Source organism: Pseudomonas ogarae (assembly GCF_014268695.2).
GTDB lineage: Bacteria > Pseudomonadota > Gammaproteobacteria > Pseudomonadales > Pseudomonadaceae > Aquipseudomonas > Aquipseudomonas kilonensis.
The window spans coordinates 4,114,156-4,136,697 of sequence record NZ_CP077086.1 but is presented as its reverse complement, the minus strand read 5'-3'; the positions used below and the strand labels follow the sequence as shown (position 1 = coordinate 4,136,697).

General features: G+C 64.5%; 20 protein-coding genes. 3 read left to right on the top strand and 17 right to left on the bottom strand.

What is annotated here, in order from left to right; all coding sequences use genetic code 11:
• Positions 1-165: 165 nt before the first annotated feature.
• From HU749_RS17925 to HU749_RS17895, 7 genes are all read right to left on the bottom strand, one after another.
• Positions 166-519 (bottom strand): Na+/H+ antiporter subunit G, encoded by a 354-nt coding sequence (locus HU749_RS17925; RefSeq protein ID WP_186652006.1) that lies wholly within the window; start codon positions 517-519, stop codon positions 166-168.
• Positions 516-794: a K+/H+ antiporter subunit F gene (locus tag HU749_RS17920; protein WP_018612749.1), complete on the bottom strand. Its 279-nt coding sequence runs from the start codon at positions 792-794 to the stop codon at positions 516-518. Before HU749_RS17920 ends, HU749_RS17925 begins: the two co-directional genes overlap by 4 nt.
• Complete coding sequence (locus tag HU749_RS17915) at positions 791-1,279, bottom strand: Na+/H+ antiporter subunit E (protein ID WP_079302329.1); 489 nt, start codon at positions 1,277-1,279, stop codon at positions 791-793. The genes HU749_RS17920 and HU749_RS17915 overlap by 4 nt, the downstream gene beginning before the upstream one ends.
• Positions 1,276-2,961 (bottom strand): monovalent cation/H+ antiporter subunit D, encoded by a 1,686-nt coding sequence (locus tag HU749_RS17910; RefSeq protein WP_186652008.1) that lies wholly within the window; start codon positions 2,959-2,961, stop codon positions 1,276-1,278. The genes HU749_RS17915 and HU749_RS17910 overlap by 4 nt, the downstream gene beginning before the upstream one ends.
• Positions 2,958-3,302 (bottom strand): Na+/H+ antiporter subunit C, encoded by a 345-nt coding sequence (locus tag HU749_RS17905; RefSeq protein ID WP_003202835.1) that lies wholly within the window; start codon positions 3,300-3,302, stop codon positions 2,958-2,960. The genes HU749_RS17910 and HU749_RS17905 overlap by 4 nt, the downstream gene beginning before the upstream one ends.
• Positions 3,302-6,226 carry a monovalent cation/H+ antiporter subunit A gene (locus HU749_RS17900; RefSeq protein ID WP_186652010.1) on the bottom strand — a complete coding sequence of 975 codons (2,925 nt, stop codon included), beginning with the start codon at positions 6,224-6,226 and terminating at the stop codon, positions 3,302-3,304. The genes HU749_RS17905 and HU749_RS17900 overlap by 1 nt, the downstream gene beginning before the upstream one ends.
• A 288-nt stretch (positions 6,227-6,514) precedes the next feature.
• Positions 6,515-7,519: a DMT family transporter gene (locus tag HU749_RS17895; protein WP_176167047.1), complete on the bottom strand. Its 1,005-nt coding sequence runs from the start codon at positions 7,517-7,519 to the stop codon at positions 6,515-6,517.
• Positions 7,520-7,531: 12 nt separating this feature from the next.
• Here HU749_RS17895 and HU749_RS17890 point away from each other — a divergent pair, with 12 nt between their 5' ends.
• The gene (locus HU749_RS17890) at positions 7,532-8,095 is read left to right on the top strand and encodes a helix-turn-helix domain-containing protein (protein ID WP_079302325.1); all 564 of its coding nucleotides are present in this window, start codon (positions 7,532-7,534) and stop codon (positions 8,093-8,095) included.
• Positions 8,096-8,110: 15 nt separating this feature from the next.
• The gene (locus tag HU749_RS17885) at positions 8,111-9,553 is read left to right on the top strand and encodes an FAD/NAD(P)-binding protein (protein ID WP_095963214.1); all 1,443 of its coding nucleotides are present in this window, start codon (positions 8,111-8,113) and stop codon (positions 9,551-9,553) included.
• Positions 9,554-9,580: 27 nt separating this feature from the next.
• On the opposite strand, the gene HU749_RS17880 is transcribed toward HU749_RS17885, so the two are convergent.
• The 3 genes from HU749_RS17880 to HU749_RS17870 all read right to left on the bottom strand — a co-directional run bounded on the left by HU749_RS17880 (position 9,581) and on the right by HU749_RS17870 (position 12,779).
• Positions 9,581-10,696, bottom strand: a complete 1,116-nt coding sequence (locus HU749_RS17880) for a Gfo/Idh/MocA family protein (protein WP_079302323.1) — start codon at positions 10,694-10,696, stop codon at positions 9,581-9,583.
• Positions 10,697-10,919: 223 nt separating this feature from the next.
• Positions 10,920-11,687, bottom strand: a complete 768-nt coding sequence (locus tag HU749_RS17875) for an SDR family oxidoreductase (RefSeq protein WP_003180553.1) — start codon at positions 11,685-11,687, stop codon at positions 10,920-10,922.
• Between the two features lie 24 nt (positions 11,688-11,711).
• Complete coding sequence (locus HU749_RS17870) at positions 11,712-12,779, bottom strand: phosphotransferase family protein (RefSeq protein ID WP_079302322.1); 1,068 nt, start codon at positions 12,777-12,779, stop codon at positions 11,712-11,714.
• 198 nt (positions 12,780-12,977) lie between these two features.
• Between HU749_RS17870 and HU749_RS17865 the strand changes: the two genes are divergently transcribed.
• Positions 12,978-13,373 carry a DUF4280 domain-containing protein gene (locus HU749_RS17865; RefSeq protein WP_003202818.1) on the top strand — a complete coding sequence of 132 codons (396 nt, stop codon included), beginning with the start codon at positions 12,978-12,980 and terminating at the stop codon, positions 13,371-13,373.
• A gap of 139 nt (positions 13,374-13,512) precedes the next feature.
• On the opposite strand, the gene HU749_RS17860 is transcribed toward HU749_RS17865, so the two are convergent.
• The 7 genes from HU749_RS17860 to tssE all read right to left on the bottom strand — a co-directional run bounded on the left by HU749_RS17860 (position 13,513) and on the right by tssE (position 22,533).
• Positions 13,513-14,055, bottom strand: coding sequence for a toxin-antitoxin system YwqK family antitoxin (locus HU749_RS17860; RefSeq protein WP_046063985.1), 543 nt, complete (start codon positions 14,053-14,055; stop codon positions 13,513-13,515).
• 13 nt (positions 14,056-14,068) lie between these two features.
• Positions 14,069-16,078 carry a type VI secretion system Vgr family protein gene (locus HU749_RS17855; RefSeq protein WP_095963216.1) on the bottom strand — a complete coding sequence of 670 codons (2,010 nt, stop codon included), beginning with the start codon at positions 16,076-16,078 and terminating at the stop codon, positions 14,069-14,071.
• Between the two features lie 11 nt (positions 16,079-16,089).
• Entirely contained in the window at positions 16,090-16,656 is a 567-nt protein-coding gene (locus HU749_RS17850) for a hypothetical protein (RefSeq protein ID WP_186652012.1), read from the bottom strand.
• 125 nt (positions 16,657-16,781) lie between these two features.
• The gene (gene tssH, locus HU749_RS17845) at positions 16,782-19,325 is read right to left on the bottom strand and encodes a type VI secretion system ATPase TssH (protein ID WP_186652014.1); all 2,544 of its coding nucleotides are present in this window, start codon (positions 19,323-19,325) and stop codon (positions 16,782-16,784) included.
• Position 19,326: 1 nt separating this feature from the next.
• Positions 19,327-20,352 carry a type VI secretion system baseplate subunit TssG gene (gene tssG, locus HU749_RS17840; RefSeq protein ID WP_095963218.1) on the bottom strand — a complete coding sequence of 342 codons (1,026 nt, stop codon included), beginning with the start codon at positions 20,350-20,352 and terminating at the stop codon, positions 19,327-19,329.
• Positions 20,316-22,106 carry a type VI secretion system baseplate subunit TssF gene (gene tssF, locus HU749_RS17835; RefSeq protein WP_095963219.1) on the bottom strand — a complete coding sequence of 597 codons (1,791 nt, stop codon included), beginning with the start codon at positions 22,104-22,106 and terminating at the stop codon, positions 20,316-20,318. Before tssF ends, tssG begins: the two co-directional genes overlap by 37 nt.
• Positions 22,090-22,533, bottom strand: coding sequence for a type VI secretion system baseplate subunit TssE (tssE, locus tag HU749_RS17830; RefSeq protein ID WP_014337904.1), 444 nt, complete (start codon positions 22,531-22,533; stop codon positions 22,090-22,092). The genes tssF and tssE overlap by 17 nt, the downstream gene beginning before the upstream one ends.
• Positions 22,534-22,542: the final 9 nt, after the last annotated feature.

Sequence of the window (22,542 nt, the reverse complement as noted above, 5' to 3'; positions counted from 1 at the left end):
CGCAACTGTGGCGAGGGAGCTTGCTCCCGCTGGAGGGCGCAGCCCTCCCAAAAAGCTGAGCACAAGTCAGCCTGACACACCGAGGTGACAGGTCTCAGGGCTGCTGCGCAGCCCAGCGGGAGCAAGCTCCCTCGCCACAAAAGCTGTACCGGCTGGAGATATCGGTCAGTCGTTTCGGCGACTGCTCACTTCCGCCGGCACATCATCCCCGGCCATGCGCTTGCGGAACAAGGCTGCCCTGGCCAGGAGCAGGGTGGTCACCGGGACGGTGATGGACAGCAGGATCGGGATCAGCCAGGCATGCAACACCGGCCCGGACTTGAGCACCGAAAAATACACGATCGAAGCCAGTGCCACGCACCAGGCGCCCAGTGTGGATGCCAGGGCCGGAGGGTGCATGCGCTGGAAATAATCCTTCAGCCGCACCAGGCCGATCGCTCCGGCCAGGGCGAAGAGGCTGCTGAGCACCAGCAGGATTGCCACCGGGATTTCCACCCACATCGACAGCTCGCCGGTCATTCGATCACCTCGCCACGCAACAGGAACTTGGCCAGGGCAAACGAGCCGACAAAGCCGAACAGGGCGATCAGCAGCGCTGCCTCGAAATAGGTGTCACTGGCATAACGGATGCCCAGCACCAGCATCATCAGCATCGCCACGATGTACAGGTAGTCCAGGGCCAATACCCGATCCTGCGCCGAAGGTCCCTTGAACAGTCGCCACAGGGTCAACACCATCGCCAGGGAGAGCAGGAACAGGCTCAACAGGATCGCATTGGACAGCAAGGGGCTCATTGGAAAATCTCCATCAGCGGGCGCTCGTAGGTGGCCTTGAAATGCGCGATGAATGATGCCTCGTCCCCCAGGTCGAACACATGCATCAGCAGGATGCTGCGGTCCAGGGCCAGTTCCGACCAGACTGTCCCCGGGATCACCGTGGTGATCATCGACAACGCTGCCAGGCCGTTGGCGTCGTGCAGGTCCAGCGGCACTTTGATGAACCGCGAGCGAGGCGGGCGGCGTCCGGCGTTCAGCACCCCCCAGGCCACCGCCACGTTGGACACCAGCACATCACGGCCCACCAGCAGGAACAAGCGCAACACCACCCACGGCCGGCGGATACGGATGGGCCGTGGGCGCAACGGGCGCATCATCAACGGCGCCAGGAAGCCCAGCGCTGCGCCCAGCAGCAGATGCCCGGCGCTGACGGACACGTTCAACACCAGCCACAGCAACCACAGCGCCAGGGACAGCCACGGGGCGGGCAACAGGCGCTTCATGGCTGCACCTCCCGCAATGCGGTGCGGGTCTCGGGGTTGGGCACGGCGCGGGTGGCGAGTACCGACATCACATAATGTTCCGGATTGTTCAGCGTATCGGCGGCGGCTTGGGTGTAGCGCAGCAACGGCTCGGCCTTGAAGGTCAGGGCAATGCCCAGGCCCAGCAGCACGATGATCGGCAGGCATTCGAACGGCCGCAGCAACGGTGACGGGCGTTCCTGGGGCGTCCAGAAACGTTGGATGCCCAGGCGTGAAAAGGCAATCAGCGAGGCCAGCCCCGACAGGATCAACAACGCCAACAAGCCCCACGCCTGATTCGACAGCGGTGCCCCGGCGCTGGCGCCGAGCCCCTGGGGATTGAGCAGGGCGCTGAGCAGGCTCAGCTTGCCGATGAACCCCGACAGCGGCGGCATGCCGATAATCAACAGCGCACAGAAGATAAAGCTCAAGCCAAGGAAGGCCATGGTCCAGGGAATCACCTGCCCGACCACGGCTTTCTGCTCGTCATCGAGGTTGATGCCCTTGGGCGGCTGCAAGGATTCCAGCGGTCGCGGCAACGTGTCGAAGTCGTCGTCCAGGGACAGTTCATTGGCTGAGCGCGAACGTTCGATCAGCTCGGCCAGCAAGAACAGCGCGCACAGTGCCAGGGTCGAACTGACCAGGTAAAACAGCGCCGCGCCCACCAGGTTGGGTTGGGCGAAGCCGATGGCCGACAACAGGATCCCGGCCGAGACCAGGATGCTCAGGCTGGCCATGCGCTCCAGCCGTTGGGCCGCGAGAATGGCAATGGCGGCGCAGACGATGGTCGCCATGCCGCCGTAGACCAGCCAGTCGGCGCCGAAATACGCCGAGGCGCCGGCCTGGCCGGAGAACAACAACGTCCACAGGCGCAGGATCGTGTAGACGCCGACCTTGGTCATGATCGCAAACAGCGCCGCCACCGGTGCGCTGGCGGCGCTATAGGCCGGCACCAGCCAGAAGTTCAGCGGCCACATGCCGGCCTTGGCCAGGAACGCCACCGCGAGGATGCCTGCGCCGGCGTGCAGCAAGCCGCGGTCGGCCTCCGGCACCAGCGGGATTTTCAGGGCCAGGTCGGCCATGTTCAACGTGCCGGTGACGCCATAGATCAGCGCTGCGCCGATCAGGAACAACGACGAGGCCAGCAGATTGATGGAAATGTAGTGCAGGCCCGACGACACCCGCGCCCGGCCCGACCCGTGCAGCATCAAGCCGTAGGAGGCCGCCAGCAGCACTTCGAAGAACACGAACAGGTTGAACAGATCCGCCGTCAGGAAGGCGCCGTAGAGGCCCATCAGCTGGATCTGGAACAGCGCATGGAAACTCGCTCCGGCGCGGTCCCAACGGGCCATGGCGAAGAGCAGGGCGCTGACGCCGATAATACCGGTCAGTACCAGCATCAGCGCCGACAGGCGATCGACCACCAGGACAATGCCGAACGGCGCCTGCCAGTTACCCGGCAGGTACACACCAATGGACGCGGGCAGGGCCTGGTCCTGGGTCCAGTACAGCAACAGCACGGCGATGCCCAGGCCCAGCAGGCTGGAAAGCAGATTGATCCGTGCCTTGAGCGGGCGGTGTTTCTCGCCCAGCATCAGCATCAACGCGGCGGTCAGCAGCGGCAGCAGGATGGGCGCGGCAATCAGATGAGGCGTCAATATCATTCCTTGGGCTCCCGACCGTCCACGTGGTCGGTGCCGGTCAGGCCCCGGGACGCCAGCAGCACCACCAGGAACAGCGCGGTCATGGCGAAGCTGATCACGATGGCCGTCAGCACCAGCGCCTGGGGCAGAGGGTCGGTGTAGTGCAGCAGGTCCTGGGGCACGCCGTCCTTGATGATCGGTTCCTTGCCGATGAACAGGCTGCCCATGCTGAAGATGAACAGGTTGACGCCGTAGGACAGCAGGCACAGGCCCATGACCACTTGGAAGGTCCGTGGCCGCAACACCAGCCAGACACCGGAGGCGGCCAGTACGCCGATTGCGATTGCGATGACTTCTTCCATCAGGCGGTGGCTCCTTTGACGGGGGCGACGGGTTTGGCTTGCAGGCCCGGCTTATGGGCCCGTACCGACTGGTGCGCCAGGGCGGTGAGGATCAACAGGGTGGAACCGACCACCACGGCGTACACGCCGATGTCGAAGAACAGCGCGCTGGCGACATGGAGATCACCCAGCAGCGGTAATTCGAAATGCCAGGTGTGGGTGGTCAGGAACGGATAACCCACGGCCATCGATCCCAGGCCCGTGGCGGTGGCGAACAACAGCCCGGTGCCCATCCAGCGCAGCGGCCGCAGGCTCATTTGCGCCTCGACCCACTGGGTGCCGGCCACCATGTATTGCAGGATGAACGCCACCGACATCACCAGCCCGGCCACGAAGCCGCCACCGGGTTGATTGTGGCCGCGCATGAACAGGTAGAACGACACCACCAGGGCAACCGGCAGCAGCAGGCGCACCAGCACCGACGGCACCATCATGAAGCCCAATGCGGTGTCGCTGGCATGGCGCGGGTTGACCAGGTCGGTGACCACGTCCGGCGCCAGCAGGCGCTGTTGTGCTGGCAACTGCATGCTTTCCTTCGGTGGGCGGAAACGCCGCAGCAGGGCGAACACCGCCAGGGCCACAGCCACCAGCACGGTGATTTCCCCGAGGGTGTCGAAGCCCCGGAAGTCCACCAGCATCACGTTCACCACATTGCTGCCGCCACCTTCGGGCAGGGCACGGCTCAAGTAGAACGAAGAGATGTCGTTAGGCGTCTGGCGCGTGAGCATCGCATAGGACAACAGCGCCATGCCGCCGCCGACGGCGATGGACAGCAGCAAGTCCCGCAGGCGCCGGATACGCGCGCGCCGCTCGCTGTTGGGCAGCGGCGAGACGTCCTCGATCCGCCGTGGCAGCCAGCGCAGGCCCAGCAGGATCAGCACGGTGGTAACCACTTCCACCACCAGTTGCGTCAAGGCCAGGTCGGGGGCGGAGAACCAGACGAAGGTCACGCAGGTCATCAGGCCGCAGACGCTGACCATGGTCAGGGCCGCGAGCCGGTGGTACTTGGCCTGCCAGGCCGCGCCCAGGGCACAGGCGATCGCCAGCAGCCACAGGGTGACGAAGACGATGGAACCGGGGATCTTCGGCCGGTCGCCCCAGACCAGCGTGCTGTGCAGCATCGGGATCAGCCCGGCCAATACCGCCGCCAGCACCAGGAAAAAAAGTTGGGCTTGCAGGCGCCGGGTACTGATCTTGCGCTCCAACCGCCGGCCCTGGCGCATCATCAGTACCAGGCAGCGCTCGAACAAGCGCTTGCCGCTGAGCCGGCCAATGAACGGCGGGTGCTTGATGTGCCCTTGCCGGAGCTGTTTGCGCAGCAGCAGGTACAGGACGATGCCGCCGGACATGGCCACCAGGCTCATGATCATCGGTGCGTTCAGGCCGTGCCAGATCGCCAGGCTGTATTCAGGCAGAGTCCCGCCCACCACCGGCAACGCGGCGGCCGCGAGCAACGAGCCGACCACCTGGGCCGGAAAGATCCCCACCAACAGGCAGGTGAACACCAGCAACTCCACTGGCGCGCGCATCCAGCGCGGTGGTTCGTGGGGGGTATGGGGCAGGTCGGTGGCGATGGGGCCGAAGAACACATCCACGGTGAACCGCAGGGAGTAGGCGACGCTGAAGGTCCCGGCGATGGTGGCGATGATCGGCAGCGCCAGTTCGACCCAGGCCGTGGCGGAAATGAACACGGTCTCGGCGAAAAACATTTCCTTGGACAGGAAACCGTTGAGCAACGGCACCCCGGCCATCGCCGCGCTGGCGACCATGGCCAAGGTCGCGGTGAACGGAATCAGCCGCACCAGGCCGCTGAGCTTGCGAATGTCCCGGGTGCCGCTTTCGTGGTCGATGATCCCGGCGGCCATGAACAGCGAGGCCTTGAACGTGGCGTGGTTGAGGATATGGAACACCGCCGCCACGGCCGCCAGTGGACTGTTCAGGCCCAGCAGCAGGGTGATCAGCCCGAGGTGGCTGATGGTGGAGTAGGCCAGCAGGCCCTTGAGGTCGTTCTGGAACATCGCGCAGTAGGCGCCCAGCAGCAACGTACAGGCCCCCGCGCCGCCGACGATGTAGAACCACTCTTCGCTGCCCGACAGCGACGGCCATAACCGCGCCAGCAGGAACACCCCGGCCTTGACCATGGTGGCCGAGTGCAGATACGCCGACACCGGCGTGGGGGCCGCCATGGCATGGGGCAGCCAGAAGTGGAACGGAAACTGGGCGCTTTTGCTCAAGGCGCCGATCAGGATCAGCGGCAACAGGATGGGGTAGAGGGCATGGGCACGGATCAGGTCGCCGGCGGCCAGGACCTTGTCCAGCTCATAGCTGCCCACCACATGGCCGAGCAGCATCACCCCGGCCAATAGACAAAGCCCGCCGGCGCCGGTCACCATCAACGCCATGTAGGCACCGCGTCGAGCGTCGGCGCGGTGGTGCCAGTAACCGATCAGCAGGAACGAGAACAGGCTGGTCAATTCCCAGAAAAACACCATCTGGATCAGGTTGCCGGAGATCACCAGTCCGAGCATGGCGCCCATGAACGCCAGGAAAAATGCGAAGAAACGCGGCACCGGATCATCCGGCGACATGTAGTAGCGGGCGTACAGCGACACCAGCGTGCCGATGCCCAGCACCAGCAACGAAAACAGCCAGGCGAAGCCGTCCAGGCGTAATACGAAATCCAGGCCCAGGCTGGGCAACCAGGTGTAGTGCTCACGGATCACGCCGCCGTCGGCGATCTGCGGGTACAGCAAGGCCACCTGAACCGTGCCGGCCAGGGCGACGAGGCCGGCCAGCAGTGATTCGGCGTTACGGGCGTTATGCGGCAGCAGCGCCGCGACACAGCTGCCGATGAAGGGCAAAAGCAATAGAACTATCAGTGACATAGGCTTCTATTCGGCGGGAGGTTGTGAGGGATCATACGTGGCGTATTCCCGATCACCAACCGTGAGGGTGTCGCAGAATCCTACAAGGTAGGTGGAGTTTTCTGACTTTGCGCCATACACATCACCCGTGGCGAGGGAGCTTGCTCCCGCTGGGCTGCGCAGCAGCCCCAAAAACCAGGCAACTCGGTGTGCCAGGAAGATTGAGTTAACTGATTTAGGGCCGCTGCGCGCCCCAGCGGGAGCAAGCTCCCTCGCCACAGGTTCCATCACCATTGCAGGTGGCCGGCCTCACTGCTCGCGCTCAAGCGCCTCATCCACCTCGACAACACCTTTGCCGCGGGTCTTCAGCTCACTGACGATCACCGCCGCCACGATCAGTGCCGCGCCGAACAACGCGATCGCCGGCAGCCGTTCGCCCGCCAGGCGCCCGGCGATGCCGGCCCACACTGGCTCACCGGCATAGATCAGCGTGGCGCGGGTGGGCGAGACGCTTTTCTGTGCCCAGTTCATCGCCACCTGGATCGCTGCGCTGGCGGCGCCCAGGCCCACGGCGCTGACCAGCAGCAACATGGAAAAATCCGGGATCGCTTCCTGGGTTGGCACCACCATCAAGAACGCCAGCACCGCCGTGCTTGCCAGTTGCACCACGGTCACCCGGCGCACATCGACCTGGCCGGCATAGGCGCTGATCAGGATGATTTCGGCGGCAATCGCGATGGCGCTGATCAACGTGGCGATTTCACCGGGGCTGAAGTTCAGCGAGGCCCCGGCCGGCCCCGACACCAGCATCAGCCCGGTAAACGCCAGCATGATGCCGATGCTCGGCATCAAGCCCGGTCGACGGCCCAACACCAGCCATTGCAGCAAGGGCACGAACGGCACGTAGAGCGCGGTGATGAACGCCGATTGGCTGCTGGGGATGGTTTGCAGGCCGACGGTCTGCAGGCCGTAGCCGAGCATGATCGCCACACCGATAAAGCACCCGGCCTTGAGTTCGAAGAAGGTCAGGTCCCGCAGATGCCGCCAGGAAAACAGCGCGACAAACGCGGCCGCGGCGGCAAAGCGCAGGCCGACGAAAAACATCGGCCCGCTGACCGTCATGGCATGCTGCACCAAGAGGAACGTCCCGCCCCAGATCATGGTAATCAGCACCAGCACGCATTCGGCCTTGCTGAACCTTGAGAAACGGGAAGAAACTTGCGGGGAGTTCACCGATGCCATGACCTTGCGCGCCACTTGAGGCGGACGCACAATGCGCCCGAAGTTGGGCAGTATAATGCGCAACCCAGCCATGTGAGCAATATAGTGCACAAAGAATCCGGCCAGCGGGCGTCCGTCCTGCAACACGTCAGCCAGAACGTCCGTCGTCTGCGGCATGCCGCCGAGCTCAGCCAGACGGCGCTGGCCGAGCTGTCGGGGGTCAGCCGGCGGATGCTGGTCGCCATCGAGGCGGGCGAAAAGAATGTCAGCCTGACCACTCTGGACCGGGTCGCCGAAGCCCTCGACGTGGCCTTCAGCGACTTGATCCAGGCCCCCGACGCCCGCGACCCGAGCCGCATCAACGAACTGGCCTGGGCCGGGACCATTGCCGGCAGCAAAGCCATTTTGCTCGCCAAGGCCACCGCCAGCCGTGAGGTCGAACTCTGGGAGTGGCGCCTGGAGCCCGGCGAGCATTACCCTTCAGAGCCCGACGCCGACGGTTGGAGCGAGCAGCTCTATGTCTTCGAGGGCTGCCTGACCCTGCTGTTGGGCAGCGAGGAGCGCCGGATTGGCGCCGGTGAGTTCTTCATGTTCGCCAGCAACCAGCCCCATGCCTATCGCAACGATGGCCCGGTGGCGGCGAGATTCGTACGCAACGTAGTGATTTGATTCCTGGAGAGCGGTATGGACACAGCGCTGGAGCGACATGAGCAGGGCATCACCCGGGAGGCCGATATCCTGATCATCGGCGGCGGTCTGAGCGGTGCCATGCTGGCCGCGCAGCTGCTGCGCCTGCCGGGCCGGCGTGAGGTGCTGATCGTCGAACCGCGCAGTGAACTGGGCCGGGGCGAGGCCTACAGTGCCGTGGAGCTGGGGCACACCTTGAACGGCAACGCCGCGCGGATGAGCGTCGACCCGGACAACGCCGATGACCTGACTCAATGGCTCACCGCGTTCATCGAAGCCGGCGGCTGGCCCGAGTCGGATCAGCAGCACGTGCCGATCAGCGAGTTGTTCCCGCCCCGGGGAATGTTTGGCCTCTATGTGCAACAACGGCTGGCCGAGGCTCGCGAGATAGGCGCGCAAAACGGTTCGACCGCCGAGCACGTGCGCGGGGAGGCCGTGGACCTGCGGGTTGCTGACGATGCCGTAATGCTGACGCTGGATGACGGCCAGGTCTTGCGCGGCCGTTTCGCGGTACTGGCCACCGGCATGTTCCCGGCGGCGCGCACCCCGCAAACCGAATCCAGCGGCTTGAATGCCGCGGCCCTGGACCCTTGGGATGTGGCTGCGATGCGCCAGCTCGATCCGCAGTCCACGGTGCTGATCATCGGCTCGGGACTGACGATGGTCGATGCCGTCGTGTCCCTGGAGCAGGCCGGGCACCGTGGGCCGATCGAAGTGTTTTCCCGCCATGGTTTGTTGCCCCATGTGCGCCGCCAACCACCTGCCTGGGTGGATTTTCTCGCCGACGATCACAGCCTGCGGTCGCCACGCCAGTTGATGCGGGCCCTGCGCGAGCAATGCCGTCAGGCCCAGGCCCAAGGCGTCGATTGGCAGGCTCCGTTGGACACGGTGCGCGCGCACATCGGGCGCTTGTGGAACCAGGCCAGCGATGTGCAACGCCGGCAGTTCGTCCGCCATGTACGGCCATGGTGGGAGAGCCATCACCATCGTTCGCCCCCGCTGAGCGCCGAACTGGTGGCGCGTCTGCACGAAGAAGGGCGGTTGCGGATCCAGGCAGCGTCGTTCAAGGGGCTGGCGTCCTCTGCCGGGGGCTCGCTGGGTATTACCATCCGCCGCCGGGGCGAGACCGGGCTGACGGTGGTGCAGGGAGCGGCGCTGATCAACTCCAGCGGCATCGAATATGACTGGCGCCGAGTTGCGCGCCCGTTGCCGAAACAGCTGTTGGCCCGAGGGCTGATCCAGCCCGGGCCGCTGGCCCTGGGCATCGCCGCACGTGCTGACGGTGCGGTGTTGGATGCCCGGGGCGAGCCTGCCAACCGGCTGTTCGCCATGGGCCCGCCACTGCGGGGGATGTGGTGGGAAAGTACTGCTGTGACTGATGTGGCGAGCCAGGCCAAGGCGTTGGCGGGGCGGTTGGTTGAACTGCAAGCCCTTCTCTAGGTTGAACACAGTCCCTCTGTGGCGAGGTTATAGCTCCCTTACCTTCACCCAACGCTCCTCCCGCGCCGCGATGCGAATCGCCGCCGCCAGTCTCTCCACTTCCCAGGCCTCGTCGAAGTCGGTCCCGCTGCCGCCTTCGCCTGCGAGGGTCATCACCAGTTCATGCACTTCCAGGGTCTTCAATTCGTTGTACCCCAACTGGTGCCCGGCGGCCGGGCTGAACGCCGCATAACCGGGCAAATCCGGGCCGGCCAGCAGGCGCTGGAAACCCGCTTGGCCGACACGACACAGGCGCAGTTCATTCAGCCGTTCCTGATCGAACGCCAGGGTGCCGAGGGTGCCGCTGATCTCGAAGCTCAGGTGGTTCTTGTAGCCGTGCTTGAGCCAGCTGCTGCTCACCGTGCCTCGGGCGCCATTGGCGAAACGCAGCAGCGCGTGGACCTGGTCGTCCACTGCGATGGCACGTTGTTCGGCATTGCCCGTGCTGGCGGGGCGTTGGAGGTGCACGGTCTGGCTGTCGGCGCACACCGCCTCGACATCGCCCAACAAGTGCCGGGCCATGGCCAGCAAGTGGCTGCCCAGGTCCGCCAGTGCGCCGCCGGCGTGGGCCGCTTCGCAGCGCCATGACCACGGCGAGGCGGGGTCGGCCATGAAGTCTTCGCTGAATTCGCCCTGGAAACTGATGATCTGTCCCAGTTCACCGCGTTGGATCATGTCCCGCGCCCGTTGAATGATGGGGTTGTGCTGGTAGTTGTAGCCGACCCGCGTCACCACTCCGGCTGCCTTGGCCGCCTGACGCATCTGCTCGGCCTGTTCCAGGGACACTGCCAGGGGCTTTTCACAATAGACCGGCTTGCCCGCCGCCAATGCCGCCAAGGCCATCGGGAAGTGCAGGTGGTTGGGGGTGGTGATGGCGATCAGGTTGACCTTCGGGTCGTCGATCAGTTGTTGCCAGTCGCTGTGGGCCGTCTCGAACCCCCAGCTGTGGGCGCATTGCCGGGCACGCTGCGGATCGGCGTCGGCCAGGGCCGCCAGTTTCAGGTTCAGGGGGAGGTCGAACACCGCCTTGGCATTGTGGAACGCCAAGGCATGGGCACGGCCCATGAAGCCGGTGCCAATCAGACCGATGCCGAGATCACGCATGAGAAAGAGCCCTTTGAGTTTTTATTTTCAGAAGGGCTATTTATGGAATAAATATTCTCTAATTGCAAATACTGGAATAAATATTCATTTTCTGTGTGATCACCATAGTCCCTGTGGGAGCGAGCTTGCTCGCGATAGCGCCGCATCAGTCGCACAAGTACTGGCTGACCCACCGCTATCGCGAGCAAGCTCGCTCCCACAGAGTCTGTCATGGGGCTCACTGTCAGGACAGGAACCCACCATCCACATTCAACGCCACACCCGTGGTGTAGCTCGACGCATCGCTGGCCAGGTACAACACCGCGCCGGCCATTTCGCTTGGGTCGGCCACGCGCTTGAGGGGGATCTGCGCCAGGGCGGTCTTCAGGATGGCGTCGTTCTTGACCAGTGCCGAGGCGAACTTGGTGTCGGTCAGGCCGGGCAACAGGGCGTTGCAACGGATGCCGAATTGCGCGCATTCCTTGGCGAAGACCTTGGTCATGTTGATCACCGCGGCCTTGGTCACCGAGTAGATGCCCTGGAAGATCCCTGGCGAGATGCCGTTGATCGACGCCACGTTGATGATGCTGCCGCCGCCGTTCTCGCGCATCAGCTTGCCGGCTTCCACCGACATGAAGAAATAGCCGCGGATGTTAACGTCCACGGTTTTCTGGAACGCACCCAGGTCGGTGTCCAGGACGTTGCAGAATTGCGGGTTGGTGGCGGCGTTGTTGACCAGGATGTCCAGGCGCCCGAACTGTTCGCGGATACCGGCGAACACCTGGCTGATCTGCTCCATTTCACCGATGTGGCAGGCGATGGCGGTGGCCTTTCCGCCAGCGGCGATGATGGCGTCGGCCACGTGCTGGCAACCGTCGAGCTTGCGGCTGGAAACGATCACATGGGCGCCTTGCTGGGCCAGCAGTTTGGCGATGGCTTCGCCGATGCCGCGGCTGGCGCCGGAAACGAAGGCGATTTTACCGTCGAGGTCGAACAACTGGGTCTTGGACATGCTGTTTCCTTGTTATAGGTGCGCTCAGAGCGTGGATTTGTCGATGACCTGCAGGCTCATCTGCTCCAGCAGTTTGTTCATCTGAACGAACTGCGCGAAGCGTTTGTCCTGGGTCTGGCCGTGGAAGAAACGGTAGTAGATCTGCTGGACGATGCCGGCCAGGCGGAACAGGCCGTAGGTGTAGTAGAAGTCGAAGTTGTCGATGCGGATCCCGGCGCGCTCGGCGTAGTAATCGACGAACTCGCGGCGGGTCAGCATGCCGGGGGCATGGCTTGGCTGACGGCGCATCAGCTGGACGGGGGCCGGGTCTGCGGCTTCGATCCAGTAGGCGAGGCTGTTGCCCAAATCCATCAACGGATCGCCGATCGTGGTCAGTTCCCAGTCCAGCACGCCGATGATCTGCATCGGGTTCTCTGGGTCGAGGATCACGTTGTCGAAGCGGTAGTCGTTGTGGACGATGCTCGAAGTGGGGTGGTCGGCCGGCATCTTGTCGTTGAGCCAGGCCTTGACCGCTTCCCACTTCGGCGCATCGGGCGTCAGGGCTTTTTCGTAGCGGTCGCTCCAGCCGCGGATCTGCCGGGCCACGTAGCCTTCGGGCTTGCCCAGGTCGGCCAGGCCGCAAGCGTTGTAGTCGACACGGTGCAGCTCGACGAGCCGGTCGATGAAGCTCTTGCACAGCGCTTCGGTGCGGGCGGCGTCGAAACCCAGTTCCGGCGGCAGGTCGGAGCGCAGGATGATGCCCTTGACCCGTTCCATCACATAGAACTCGGCGCCCATCACTGACTCGTCGGTGCAGTGCACGTAGGCTTTGGGGCAGTACGGGAAACCTTCGCGCAATTGATTGAGGATGCGGAACTCACGGCCCATGTCGTGGGCGGACTTGGCCTTGTGGCCGAACGGCGGCCGGCGCAGGACGAATTCCTGCTCGGGGTATTCCAGCAGGTAGGTCAGGTTCGACGCGCCACCGGGAAACTGGCTGATCCGCGGCACGCCGGTCAGGCCGGGAATGTGGGCCTTGAGGTACGGGTCGATCAGGTTGGCATCGAGTTCTTCACCGTCGCGCACGCGGGTGGACTGATCAGTAAACGCCATGCTTATCCCTTCTGCTTATTTTGGAGGCCATCGATCATTGGCTAATCTAATGGCGCGTGGGAGGCGTCACAAGCACGCCAGGGTCTTATAGGTTAGCGTGTTGCCGGATAATCAGCGGGCTTGATGCATGGCGGCGTGCGCGTTGGGTAGGGGCGAGCTAAGGTTTCGGGATCTGTCGCTTTCAAAGGAGCAACCGCGATGGGATGCCCGCAAGTCTGTGGCACCGCAACCTTGCAATGCAGCTTCGGCGCCGCCCCGGCGGTGCTCAATGTGCTGCCGGTCAATCGCCTGCTGACCGGCGGGATGCCGGCGGCGAATATCATGGATCACATCCCGCTGGTGAACATCACCACGTTCGGCATGTGCATGAGCCTGGCGAATCCGACCGTGGCCGCCGCCACCGCTGCGGCACTCGGCGTGCTGACCCCCATGCCCTGCATCCCGGCCACCGCCGCCCCCTGGATCCCCGGCGGCGCCCCGACCCTGTTGCTGGGCAACATGCCGGCCATCGATGCCAACAGCACCTTGATGTGTACCTGGGCCGGGGTGATCAAGATCGTCGTGCCAGGGCAGGTGCAGATGCTCATCCCCTGATCGGCGCGAACCTGAAGGTCTGGATGATCCCTTGTGGGAGCGAGCCTGCTCGCGATAGCAGTGGGTCAGTTGGTGGCGATGTTGGATGTGCCGGCGTCATCGCGAGCAAGCTCGCTCCCACAGGGGGGGAAGACAATAGTCAGGCCTGCGCAGGATCATTCCAGCGCCTGAACCACCAGCGCACCCGGGAGATTGGTTTGCCTTCGGCATCCAGCGGCCGGCCGTCTTCGGCGTAGGCCTGGGCTGGTTCCAGCAGTTGGCCGTTGAGGTAGCGGGCTTCGACCGCCGGGTTGCCGTTGGCGTGCAGGCGGCGATAGCGGCCGTCGCGCACGCCGTCGCGATAGACCTCGGCTTCGGCCAGTTGCCCGTCGGGGAAGTAGTTGTTTGCCTCACCGTGCAGCAACCCGCGCCTGTACGTGGCCTGGCGTTGCAATCCGCCTTCGGCCGCGTAGAAGCTCGCCACGCCCTGCAACTTGCCTTTCACGAACGGCAATACCGCCGAGACCTTGCCATTGGGGTGATACAGGGTGCTGGTGCCTTGCAGTTCACCTTGGCTGTAGTTGAGTTTTGCTTGCGGGCGTTGGGCTTCTTCGATTTGCAGCGGGCCGTCGAGCTGACCATCGACCAGTTGCCCGCTCAGTTGGCTGTCACCACGCTCCAGATCGAGTTTTTTCGAGGCCATCGGTGGGCTCCTGTCAGTTGACCTTCACCAGGCCGCCCTTGATGGTCAGCATGCCGCCGCCGTCCACGGTCTGTTCGGCCGCCGCCTTGTTCACCAGGCTGATGCCGGCGTCGTTGGTCAGGGTGGTGCCGGCCTTGTTTTCCAGCGACGTACCGGCCTGGTTGCTCAGGGCCGTGCCGGCTTTCTGGCTGATGGATGTGCTGGCCTGGGCGGCCAGGTCGGCGCCGCTCTTGATCGCGAAGCTACCGCCACTTTGCAGGGTCAGGGTGCCGCTGACCTTGATGGTCAGGTTGCCGTCCACCGTCAGGCTGTAGTTGCCGGTGACCTTATGATCGTAATTGCCGCCGGTGCTGTGGCTCTGGTCCGAGCCCACGGTGACGGTGCGGGTGTCCTTCACATCGAGGCTGTCGCTGCCGGTCTGGATGGTCACGCTGCGCTTGCCTTTCTCCAGGGTCACGGTTTCGTCGCCGTCCTTTACCGTGCGGGTGCGGGCGTTCTGCACCGTGAGGGTTTCGTCGTGGCCGACGGTGGCTGTGGTGTCGTTGAGCACGTTGATGTTGAAGTCTTTCTGAGCCTGGAGAAACACCTCTTCGGCGTCCTTCTTGTCTTCGAAGCGCAACTCGTTGAAACCACCACCGCCCTTGGACGAATTGGTCTTGATCCCGGACTGGGTCTGGTTCGCCGGCAGCGCATAGGGCAGGGCGTTGTCGCCGTTGTAGACGCAGCCGGTGACCAAGGGACGGTCCGGGTCGCCGTCGATGAAGGTCACGATGACTTCCTGGCCGATGCGCGGCACGAACTGCATGCCAAAGCCTTTGCCGCTCCAGGGCAAGACCACGCGGACCCAGCACGATGAGGTCTCGTCGTTCTTGCCGGTACGGTCCCAGGGGAATTGCAATTTGATCCGGCCGTATTCGTCGGTCCAGATTTCTTCGCCGGCCTTGCCCACCACCAGCGCCGTCTGGGTGTGCATGCGCGGTTTTGGCGTGAGGCGGGCCGGTCGATAGACCGTGGCCTTGGGGATCGCTTCGAAGCGGTTGCGATAGCTGTCGTGACTGGCTTCATGGCTGACCGCCGTCACGACCCAATCGATATTCAGCGTCGAGTCTTCATGGCCGGCGAGGGTGAACCAATACCCTGGCACCAGCCAGCGGCAGTCGCTTTCGCCAACGAAGCGTTTCTCCTGGCTGCGCAGGCCATCCACCCGCTGTTTGGTCAGCGCATCGCCCTGGGCCTTGGCGGTATAGCTGCCTGGATGTTCGTACACCGAGCTCGGCCCGGCCACGGCTTCGGCCTGGCTGTAGAGCGATGTCGTCGGCGTGGTGAACTCATAATCGGTCGCCTGGTAAACCCCGGCCACCGCTTGCAGGCACACTTGCCCGGAGCGGATGCCGTGCAGTTCCCGCTCACCCATTTTCTGCCCGAGATAATTCACCGTCGGCCCGTTGGGGATGGGCGCGAAGGCATCGTTGCTGTCGGCCAGTACCAGGGTGTGCGTGCCTGCTTCATGGGTGAAGAACCAGAAAATCCCGTCCTCTTCCATCAGGCGCGAGACGAAGGCCAGGTCGGTTTCGCCGTATTGCACGCAGTACTCGCGCGGGGTGTAGCTGCCGGTGAGCTTGAGCTGGAAGTCGGTGAAACCGTGGCCCTTGAAAATCGTGGTGACGATGTCCGAGGTGGCAAGGTTCTGGAACACACGGTTGTTGCTGGCAAGGCTCAGCCACCAGAGCCAGGGCCGGAGTAAAAGCTGATAGCGCTCGGCGGTGGCGTCGGCAGGAAGCTGGCGGATCTCGGCCACCAGCCAGTCCAGCGGACGCAGCAAGGCGTCCTTGTGCAGCGTGGTGGTCACGTGGCTGGCGACGGCCGTCGTGAGGTCCAGCGAGGCGCCGTCGTTGATGCCGTTGAGGATGTGCGAACCCAGGGCATTGAGGCGTTCTTCGCCGGACAGCGATTCAGGGTACAGCGCCGACAGCGAGGTGGCGGTGAGTGATAGCGTGGTGTTGCTGTCGGTGGAGCGGGGCATTGAATGGCCTGCTACTGGTAATTCAATTCATGGATAACTTTATTGGTGTTTCCATTCTGGTAGTAGAAGTGCCACTTCGAAGTGAATGGCCAGTAGGTGGCGACATACTCGCCCCACAGGACGGCTTCGGCCCACGGCCCTCCATGGATATACGGGACCGCCCGCTGGATGGCGGGAACATTGTATTTGTCCGACGGCAGCAGCCAGGAAACGTTGGTGCCATAGCGAAAAAGGTCATCCTGGGAGAAGACTGGATTCTGATTGCCCGTGGTGTACAGGTTGTAGTGTCGAACCCTGATGAACCCGCCGAAGTTCTGGATTCCCACGCAACAGCCTGTCAGGTTGGCAGTGAGGAACAGCAGTGGGTCGTTGCCCGTCGGGGTCGCAGGGAGGTCGACATAGAGTCCCGCGTCAGGATTCCACGGCAGGTAGTAGGCACGATGGGCGTTGCCGTCTGCCAACGCCAGCAAGTCTCGATCGATATCAAGGCGCAGGTCGAAGCTGACGATGCCTGCGTGAGTATTGGCGAAGGTGGGACAAAGATGGCGCTTTTCCAGTTCGAGTCTTGCCTTCAGCATGGCAATGTCCTTCCATTGGTCATGAGTAAATACACGGTGAAAAACGCCACTTCACCGCCCGCAGCCCATGGCGGGCTTGACGCGCAAAGACGAGGGCGAACGGTACGCCAGAAGCCCGGGGCAAGTCATTCCAACACCCACTCCGCCAACTTTCCCGTCACCTGGGTCATCAACACATTCTCGACGTCCCGTGCCCCCGCCGCGCTGCACTTGGCCAACACAGCCTTGACGATCCCCGCATCGAACTCGAACTGCTTGCCGGTCGCGGCCTTGTAGCGCCCGCGCAATTTTTCCAGCTTCGCCAGCACAATCCCCTCCAGCGTCGCTTCATCCAGCGGCCGGTACGCCACCACGGTCATGCGTGCCAAAAATGCCGGACGGAACGCTTGCAGCAGCACCTTGTGCAAGGCTTCGTTGAAGGCATCGCTGCCCAGTTGCGCGGTCGGCGTGTCCAGCAGCAGTTCGGCACCGACGTTGCTGGTGGCGAGCATCACGGTGTTCTTGAAGTCCACTACCAGGCCGGTGCCGTCTTCCATCAGGCCTTTGTCGAAGACGTTGTAGAAGGCTTCAAGCACATCCGGGTGGGCCTTTTCGATTTCATCCAGCAGCACCACCGAATAGGGTTTGCGCCGCACCGCTTCGGTGAGCACGCCGCCGCTGCCGTAGCCGACGTAGCCGGGTGGCGCGCCTTTGAGTTGGCTGACGGTGTGGGCTTCCTGGTACTCCGAGAGGTTGATGCTGATCAGGTTGCGCTCACCGCCGTACAAGGCGTCGGCCAGGGCGTAGGCGGTTTCGGTCTTGCCCACGCCGGTGGGGCCCACCAGCAGGAACACACCAACCGGCTTCTGCGGGTCGGTGAGGCCGGCGCGGTAGGCTTGCAGGCGTTGGGCGATGGTGTTCAGCGCGGTGCTCTGGCCCATGACCCTCTGGCCCATGCGCTGGCCGAGGGTACGCACGGCGTGGGCTTCGTCGGCGAGCATCTTGCCGACCGGGATGCCGGTCCAGCCGGCAATTACGGCGGCGACGGTCTTGCTGTCCACCTGTTCGGGCACCAGCGGATCGTCCTGGCGAATGGCATCCAGGCCCGCCTCCAGGCGCAGCAGTTCGGCGGCCAGGTGGTCGATGCGGTTATCGATCTCGGTGTCGGCTTTTTCACCGTCGGCGCGTTCGCTCAGGGCAAGCAGTTCGCGCCGGGTGTCGAGCAGTTCGCGCACGGCTTCGCGCTCTTCGCCCCAGCGGGTTTCCAGTTCGCGGATGGCTTGCACGTTGCTGGTCGATTCGCCTTCGAGCAGGGTGATGCGCTCGCGGTGATCGAGCCCGGTCGCCTGTTCCCGGCGCAGGCGTTCGACCTCGTCCTTGAGGCTGTTCTGCCGATGGCGCAGGCTTTCCAGCGGCGGCGGCACGTCGTGCTGGCCGAGGGCGACCCGGGCGCAGGCGGTGTCGAGCACGCTGATGGCCTTGTCCGGCAACTGTCGCCCGGAGATGTAGCGGTGGGACAGCTTCACTGCCTCGTGGATGGCCGCGTCCAGCACCTGCACGCCGTGGTGCTGTTCCAGTTTGCTCGCCACGCCGCGGAGCATTTCCACGGCGGTGAGTTCGTCCGGTTCTTCGACCTGCACCAGTTGGAAGCGGCGGGCCAGGGCCGGGTCTTTCTCGAAATATTTTTTGTATTCCAGCCAGGTGGTGGCGGCCAGGGTGCGCAGTTCGCCCCGGGCCAGGGCCGGCTTGAGCAGGTTGGCCGCGTCGCTGCCGCCTTCCGCACCGCCGGCACCGATCAGCGTATGGGCTTCGTCGATGAACAGGATGATCGGTTTTTCGGCGCTGCGTACCGCGTCGATCACGCCTTTGAGGCGTTGTTCGAACTCACCTTTGACGCCGGCACCGGCCTGCAACAGGCCCAGGTCGAGGACGCGCAGGGTGACTTCCTGCAACGACGGCGGCACATCCCCGGCGGCGATACGCAGGGCCAGGCCTTCCACCACCGCAGTCTTGCCGACGCCCGGCGCGCCGACCAGGATCGGGTTGTTCTGCCGGCGGCGGAGCAGGATGTCGATGCACTGGCGGATTTCGCCGTCGCGGCCAACGATGGGGTCGATGCGCCCGGCCCGGGCGTCGGCGGTCAGGTCCTGGGTGTACTGGTCCAGCACCGGGTCCTGTTTCAGGGGAGGCTCGCCGGGTTTGGCCGGGCGCACGCCACCGACATGTTCACGGGAGCTTTCGGTCCATTCCAATAGGTGGGCGCGCAGGGCGTCGCGGGGGATCCGCAGCAACGACGAGGCGCTGTTGAGCAGCAGGCTGCGGCGCTCATCACGGTCCAGCAGCGCCAGCAGCAACAGCCCGGAGCGGATGCTGTCCAGGCCCAGCACACTGGCCTGGACCACGGCGTCTTCCAACAGGCCGATGGTTTGTGCCGACAAGGCGGGCGTGCGGGTGCTGCCGGATTTGAACAGGTCCAGGGCCTTGTTGGTTTCCGTCGCCACCGCGTCACGCTCCAGCCCGAAGCGCGGCAGCAGGCAGGCAAAGTCGCCGCCCTCGATGTCGAGCAATTCCAACAGCAGGTGTTCGATTTCCACATAGTGATGGCTGCGCTGCATGCAGCGTTGCGCGGCCCGTTCCAGGGCGCGGCGGTTGTCCGGGTTGAGGCGTCCGATCAGGCTGGCCAGTTCCATTTCAGGCAATCTCCGGCTGACGAAGACGGGTTTCGATCCGTTGCACGGCGAGGGTTGGCTGGCGTTGCAGGCCACCGTTCCAGTTCAGCCGTGGCGCTGCCTGGCGGTCCAGTTGCAGTGGGCCGGCGCCACGGATCAGCAGTACCAGGGTGCAATCCAGGTCGGGGCCGAAGTACAGGGCGTAGAGGCTGGCGAGCAGCGGATGGGTTTCGCCGGTGGGCAGCAGTTCGCTGGCCTGGCCCGTGGTCAGCGGGCCGAGGGTCAGGCGCACGCCGGCATGTTCGTCCCAGACGTGTGTACCGGCCACCGCGTTGCGGCCCAGGCACAGGTTGCGCCCGCCCGGTTGCAAGCGGCTGCGGCTGGCCGGCGGGATTTCACGCCAGCCACCTTCGTAGGCGTTCAGCTCCACAGGCAGCCCGAACTGTTCGCGGACAATCGCCGCGAACCCGTCCAGGGAGCGCCGGCCATCGGCGTACAGCGCGGTGCAGGCCAGTACCGCCGAGTCGGGTGCGGCCTGGCGCTCCTGCAAGGCCTTGGGCAGCAGGCCGGTCAACGCCCGCAGTTGCGCGTGTACGGCGGACGATCCCGGGGCAGTGAAACCCAAGGCGATGCGATGTTTGCGCATCACCTTGTAAAGCAGGCTGAGCAGGCGATGCTGGAACAGGTCGAGGAATTCCGCCGGGGCATGATCCTTCGCCCGTGCCCGTTGTTGCAGCCATTCCTGGTAGGCGTAGGGCAACGGGCCGTCGGGGCCGCCGAGGCCGAAGATCGGCGTGGTCAGGGTTGGCGGCAGGCCGGGTTCCTGGCCCAGGCTTTCCACTTCGCTGGCGGCGAACAGCGGCGTCAAGGGCCCGCGCAGACGCAAGGCTTCGGCGTGCGGCGCGGTGCCGCTGCCCAGGGGCTCGGCCTGGGGATGTTCACGTTCGAGCAACAGCAAGGCCTGGAGCCATTCGAAGCGTTGCGGGTCGCGCCGCAGTCGCTCGCTCAGGTTCAGAGCACCAGGGGTTTGCCGGCTTGGGGTTGCCATGTCTTCACCTCCTTGTCGGACTGGACCAGCACGGTGCGCACGAAGCGATTGGCGGTGGCATAAAGGGAAAAGAATTGCGCCAGTACCCCGGAGAACAGCACGGCGCTGCTGCCGACAAAGTGTTGCGGGTCCAGTTGCAGGCGCACCTCCAACCCATTTCGCCAGCCGCGCCAGGCGTCTTCACCGACATGGGCGATGACCCGGTCGCAGCCCAGTCCCGATACCCCTTCGATCTGGCGATGGGCGCTGGCCTCGTCCCGCAGGTTGTGCAATTGGAGAATCTCGCGCAGGGCGTCCAACGCCTGGGGGCCTTCGACCAGCGACAAATGATTGAGGGTCAATTGCGACACCAGCCGCCAGCGCGATTCGCCGTCCAGGCGCGGCAGGCTTTGCGGGCTGGGTGGGTTGCGCAGGCGCGCCCAGGCCACTGGCCCCGGCCGCTCGAAACCCAACGGCGTGCCAGCCGGCAGGCTCTGGGCCAGATGACGGTTGGTGCACAGCAGTTCGGCGGTGAGGCTGTAGTCGCGAGTATCGGCCAGTGGGTCGAACTGGGTGTCCACCAGGCTGACCATCAAGTCGGTGCCCAGTCGGTTCGGGCTCATGCCACTGACCCGTCGCGCATGCCAATAACAGGTTTGGTCGCTGCCATGCTGGCTGCCGTAATAGGCCTGCACTTTGCGCACGCCCTGGCTGGACATGGCGCGCATGCCACGGATGCTGTGGATCTCGACGCTGTTTTCCCGATGACTGTCGGCCACCAACCGGTACTCGCTGCGGGTGCCATCCGGGCGCAGCGGCTCGGAAGTCCTGGGAAACAGGTTGATCACCGGCGTGCAGCCCAGGGCGATGTCGCTGGCCTGGAGCGGCAGGCGGCTGGTGGGAGGGCGGTCGAAAACGATGTACAGGTACAACGACGGACCGTCGCTGGTGGCACCGGCCAGTGGCAGATCGAAGAAGTCGAATTTATCCGGGAAGGCAAAGTACTCGGCCAGCAGGCGCATGCCCGGATGCACACCGTCTTCATCCGGCAACAAGACCTGGTCACTGGCGAAGCCGACGATCTGTGGCAAGCCCTTCAGTGGCTCCGGCACGCTGCCCGGCGCACCGGCCAGGACCTCGATGGCGTGCGCGCCCAGCAAATCGTATAGCCCGGCGTTGATGATCGGTGACGCCGCCAGGTGTACCCGCAACGAGTCGATTCCCAGCGTCGACCACTGGCTTTCGCCCAGGCACCGCAGCTCCAGGCGCAAGGCCGAGCGGGCCCGGACCACTCCGGTCAGCGCCTGGGCTTCGTCGCTGCCCAGCAGCAATGCCTCGCTGATTGCCACCGGCCACAAATGCACGGCGGCGGTGGTCCGAAAATGAATGCTCTGGCCTTTGTCCGTGGTGACGAACAACGGTGTGTCGCGGGGCAGTGGGTAGCCCTCGTTCAAGTTGCCTTTGCTGGGGTCGGGTTCGAACTGCACGATGGCGCACGACGGCAAGGGCCGCATGGCCAACGGGTAAAGCTGTTCGAGCAGGGCATCGCTGAACTCGGCGTAGTCGTCGTCCAGCCGGCGTTGCAAGCGCGCGGCCAGCAGGGCGAACCCTTCCAACAGGCGCTCGACGTGCGGGTCGGGGCATTCGCCGGGGGACAACTCCAGGCGCCGGGCGACCTTGGGGTAGCGCTCGGCGAACAGGCTCCCGGCGTGCCGCAACCAGGTCAGTTCGCGTTGGTAATAGTCCAACAGTTGCGGGTCAATCGAGTCGCTCATGTCGTACCTCAAGGCCGTCGCCGGCGTGCTCGATGACAAAGGCCACGGGCCAGGCGTGCAGGTCGCCACGCAGCTCGCCCAGCAGCCGTATGCACAGTTGCTGCGGATGGCCCGGCACCGGGCAGACCTCGACCTCGCCCAGGCGCAGGCGAGGTTCGAAGTGGGTGATGGCCTGGCGGATTTCCCGGGTCAGTTGGCGCCGGTCATCGCTGCGCTGCTGTTGCAGCGCGGTCCAGTCGGCGATGCCGTAGTCGAGGATGCTCGGCGGTTCGGTCAGCGCCCGTGGGCCGCGTCGGGTATTGAACAGGCGCGACAGTTCGGCATGCACCGAGTCTTGCAACGCCTGTCGGTCGAACACCCGCCCGGTATCGTCCGCCGGGCTGGCCAGGCGTTCGAACAGGGGCGGGCGCAGCCCGAAGCCAGCCATGGGCGCGGC

Bases quoted from the DNA above. Each gene is read 5' to 3' on its own strand.
- HU749_RS17915 (WP_079302329.1), bottom strand. From the start codon at position 1,279: ATGAAGCGCCTGTTGCCCGCCCCGTGGCTGTCCCTGGCGCTGTGGTTG.
- HU749_RS17920 (WP_018612749.1), bottom strand. From the start codon at position 794: ATGAGCCCCTTGCTGTCCAATGCGATCCTGTTGAGCCTGTTCCTGCTC.
- HU749_RS17900 (WP_186652010.1), bottom strand. From the start codon at position 6,226: ATGTCACTGATAGTTCTATTGCTTTTGCCCTTCATCGGCAGCTGTGTC.
- HU749_RS17865 (WP_003202818.1), top strand. From the start codon at position 12,978: ATGGGATGCCCGCAAGTCTGTGGCACCGCAACCTTGCAATGCAGCTTC.
- tssG (WP_095963218.1), bottom strand. From the start codon at position 20,352: ATGGCAACCCCAAGCCGGCAAACCCCTGGTGCTCTGAACCTGAGCGAG.
- HU749_RS17850 (WP_186652012.1), bottom strand. From the start codon at position 16,656: ATGCTGAAGGCAAGACTCGAACTGGAAAAGCGCCATCTTTGTCCCACC.
- tssE (WP_014337904.1), bottom strand. From the start codon at position 22,533: ATGGCTGGCTTCGGGCTGCGCCCGCCCCTGTTCGAACGCCTGGCCAGC.
- HU749_RS17885 (WP_095963214.1), top strand. From the start codon at position 8,111: ATGGACACAGCGCTGGAGCGACATGAGCAGGGCATCACCCGGGAGGCC.
- HU749_RS17860 (WP_046063985.1), bottom strand. From the start codon at position 14,055: ATGGCCTCGAAAAAACTCGATCTGGAGCGTGGTGACAGCCAACTGAGC.
- HU749_RS17925 (WP_186652006.1), bottom strand. From the start codon at position 519: ATGACCGGCGAGCTGTCGATGTGGGTGGAAATCCCGGTGGCAATCCTG.
- HU749_RS17855 (WP_095963216.1), bottom strand. From the start codon at position 16,078: ATGCCCCGCTCCACCGACAGCAACACCACGCTATCACTCACCGCCACC.
- tssF (WP_095963219.1), bottom strand. From the start codon at position 22,106: ATGAGCGACTCGATTGACCCGCAACTGTTGGACTATTACCAACGCGAA.
- HU749_RS17880 (WP_079302323.1), bottom strand. From the start codon at position 10,696: ATGCGTGATCTCGGCATCGGTCTGATTGGCACCGGCTTCATGGGCCGT.
- HU749_RS17910 (WP_186652008.1), bottom strand. From the start codon at position 2,961: ATGATATTGACGCCTCATCTGATTGCCGCGCCCATCCTGCTGCCGCTG.
- tssH (WP_186652014.1), bottom strand. From the start codon at position 19,325: ATGGAACTGGCCAGCCTGATCGGACGCCTCAACCCGGACAACCGCCGC.
- HU749_RS17870 (WP_079302322.1), bottom strand. From the start codon at position 12,779: ATGGCGTTTACTGATCAGTCCACCCGCGTGCGCGACGGTGAAGAACTC.
- HU749_RS17875 (WP_003180553.1), bottom strand. From the start codon at position 11,687: ATGTCCAAGACCCAGTTGTTCGACCTCGACGGTAAAATCGCCTTCGTT.
- HU749_RS17905 (WP_003202835.1), bottom strand. From the start codon at position 3,302: ATGGAAGAAGTCATCGCAATCGCAATCGGCGTACTGGCCGCCTCCGGT.
- HU749_RS17895 (WP_176167047.1), bottom strand. From the start codon at position 7,519: ATGGCTGGGTTGCGCATTATACTGCCCAACTTCGGGCGCATTGTGCGT.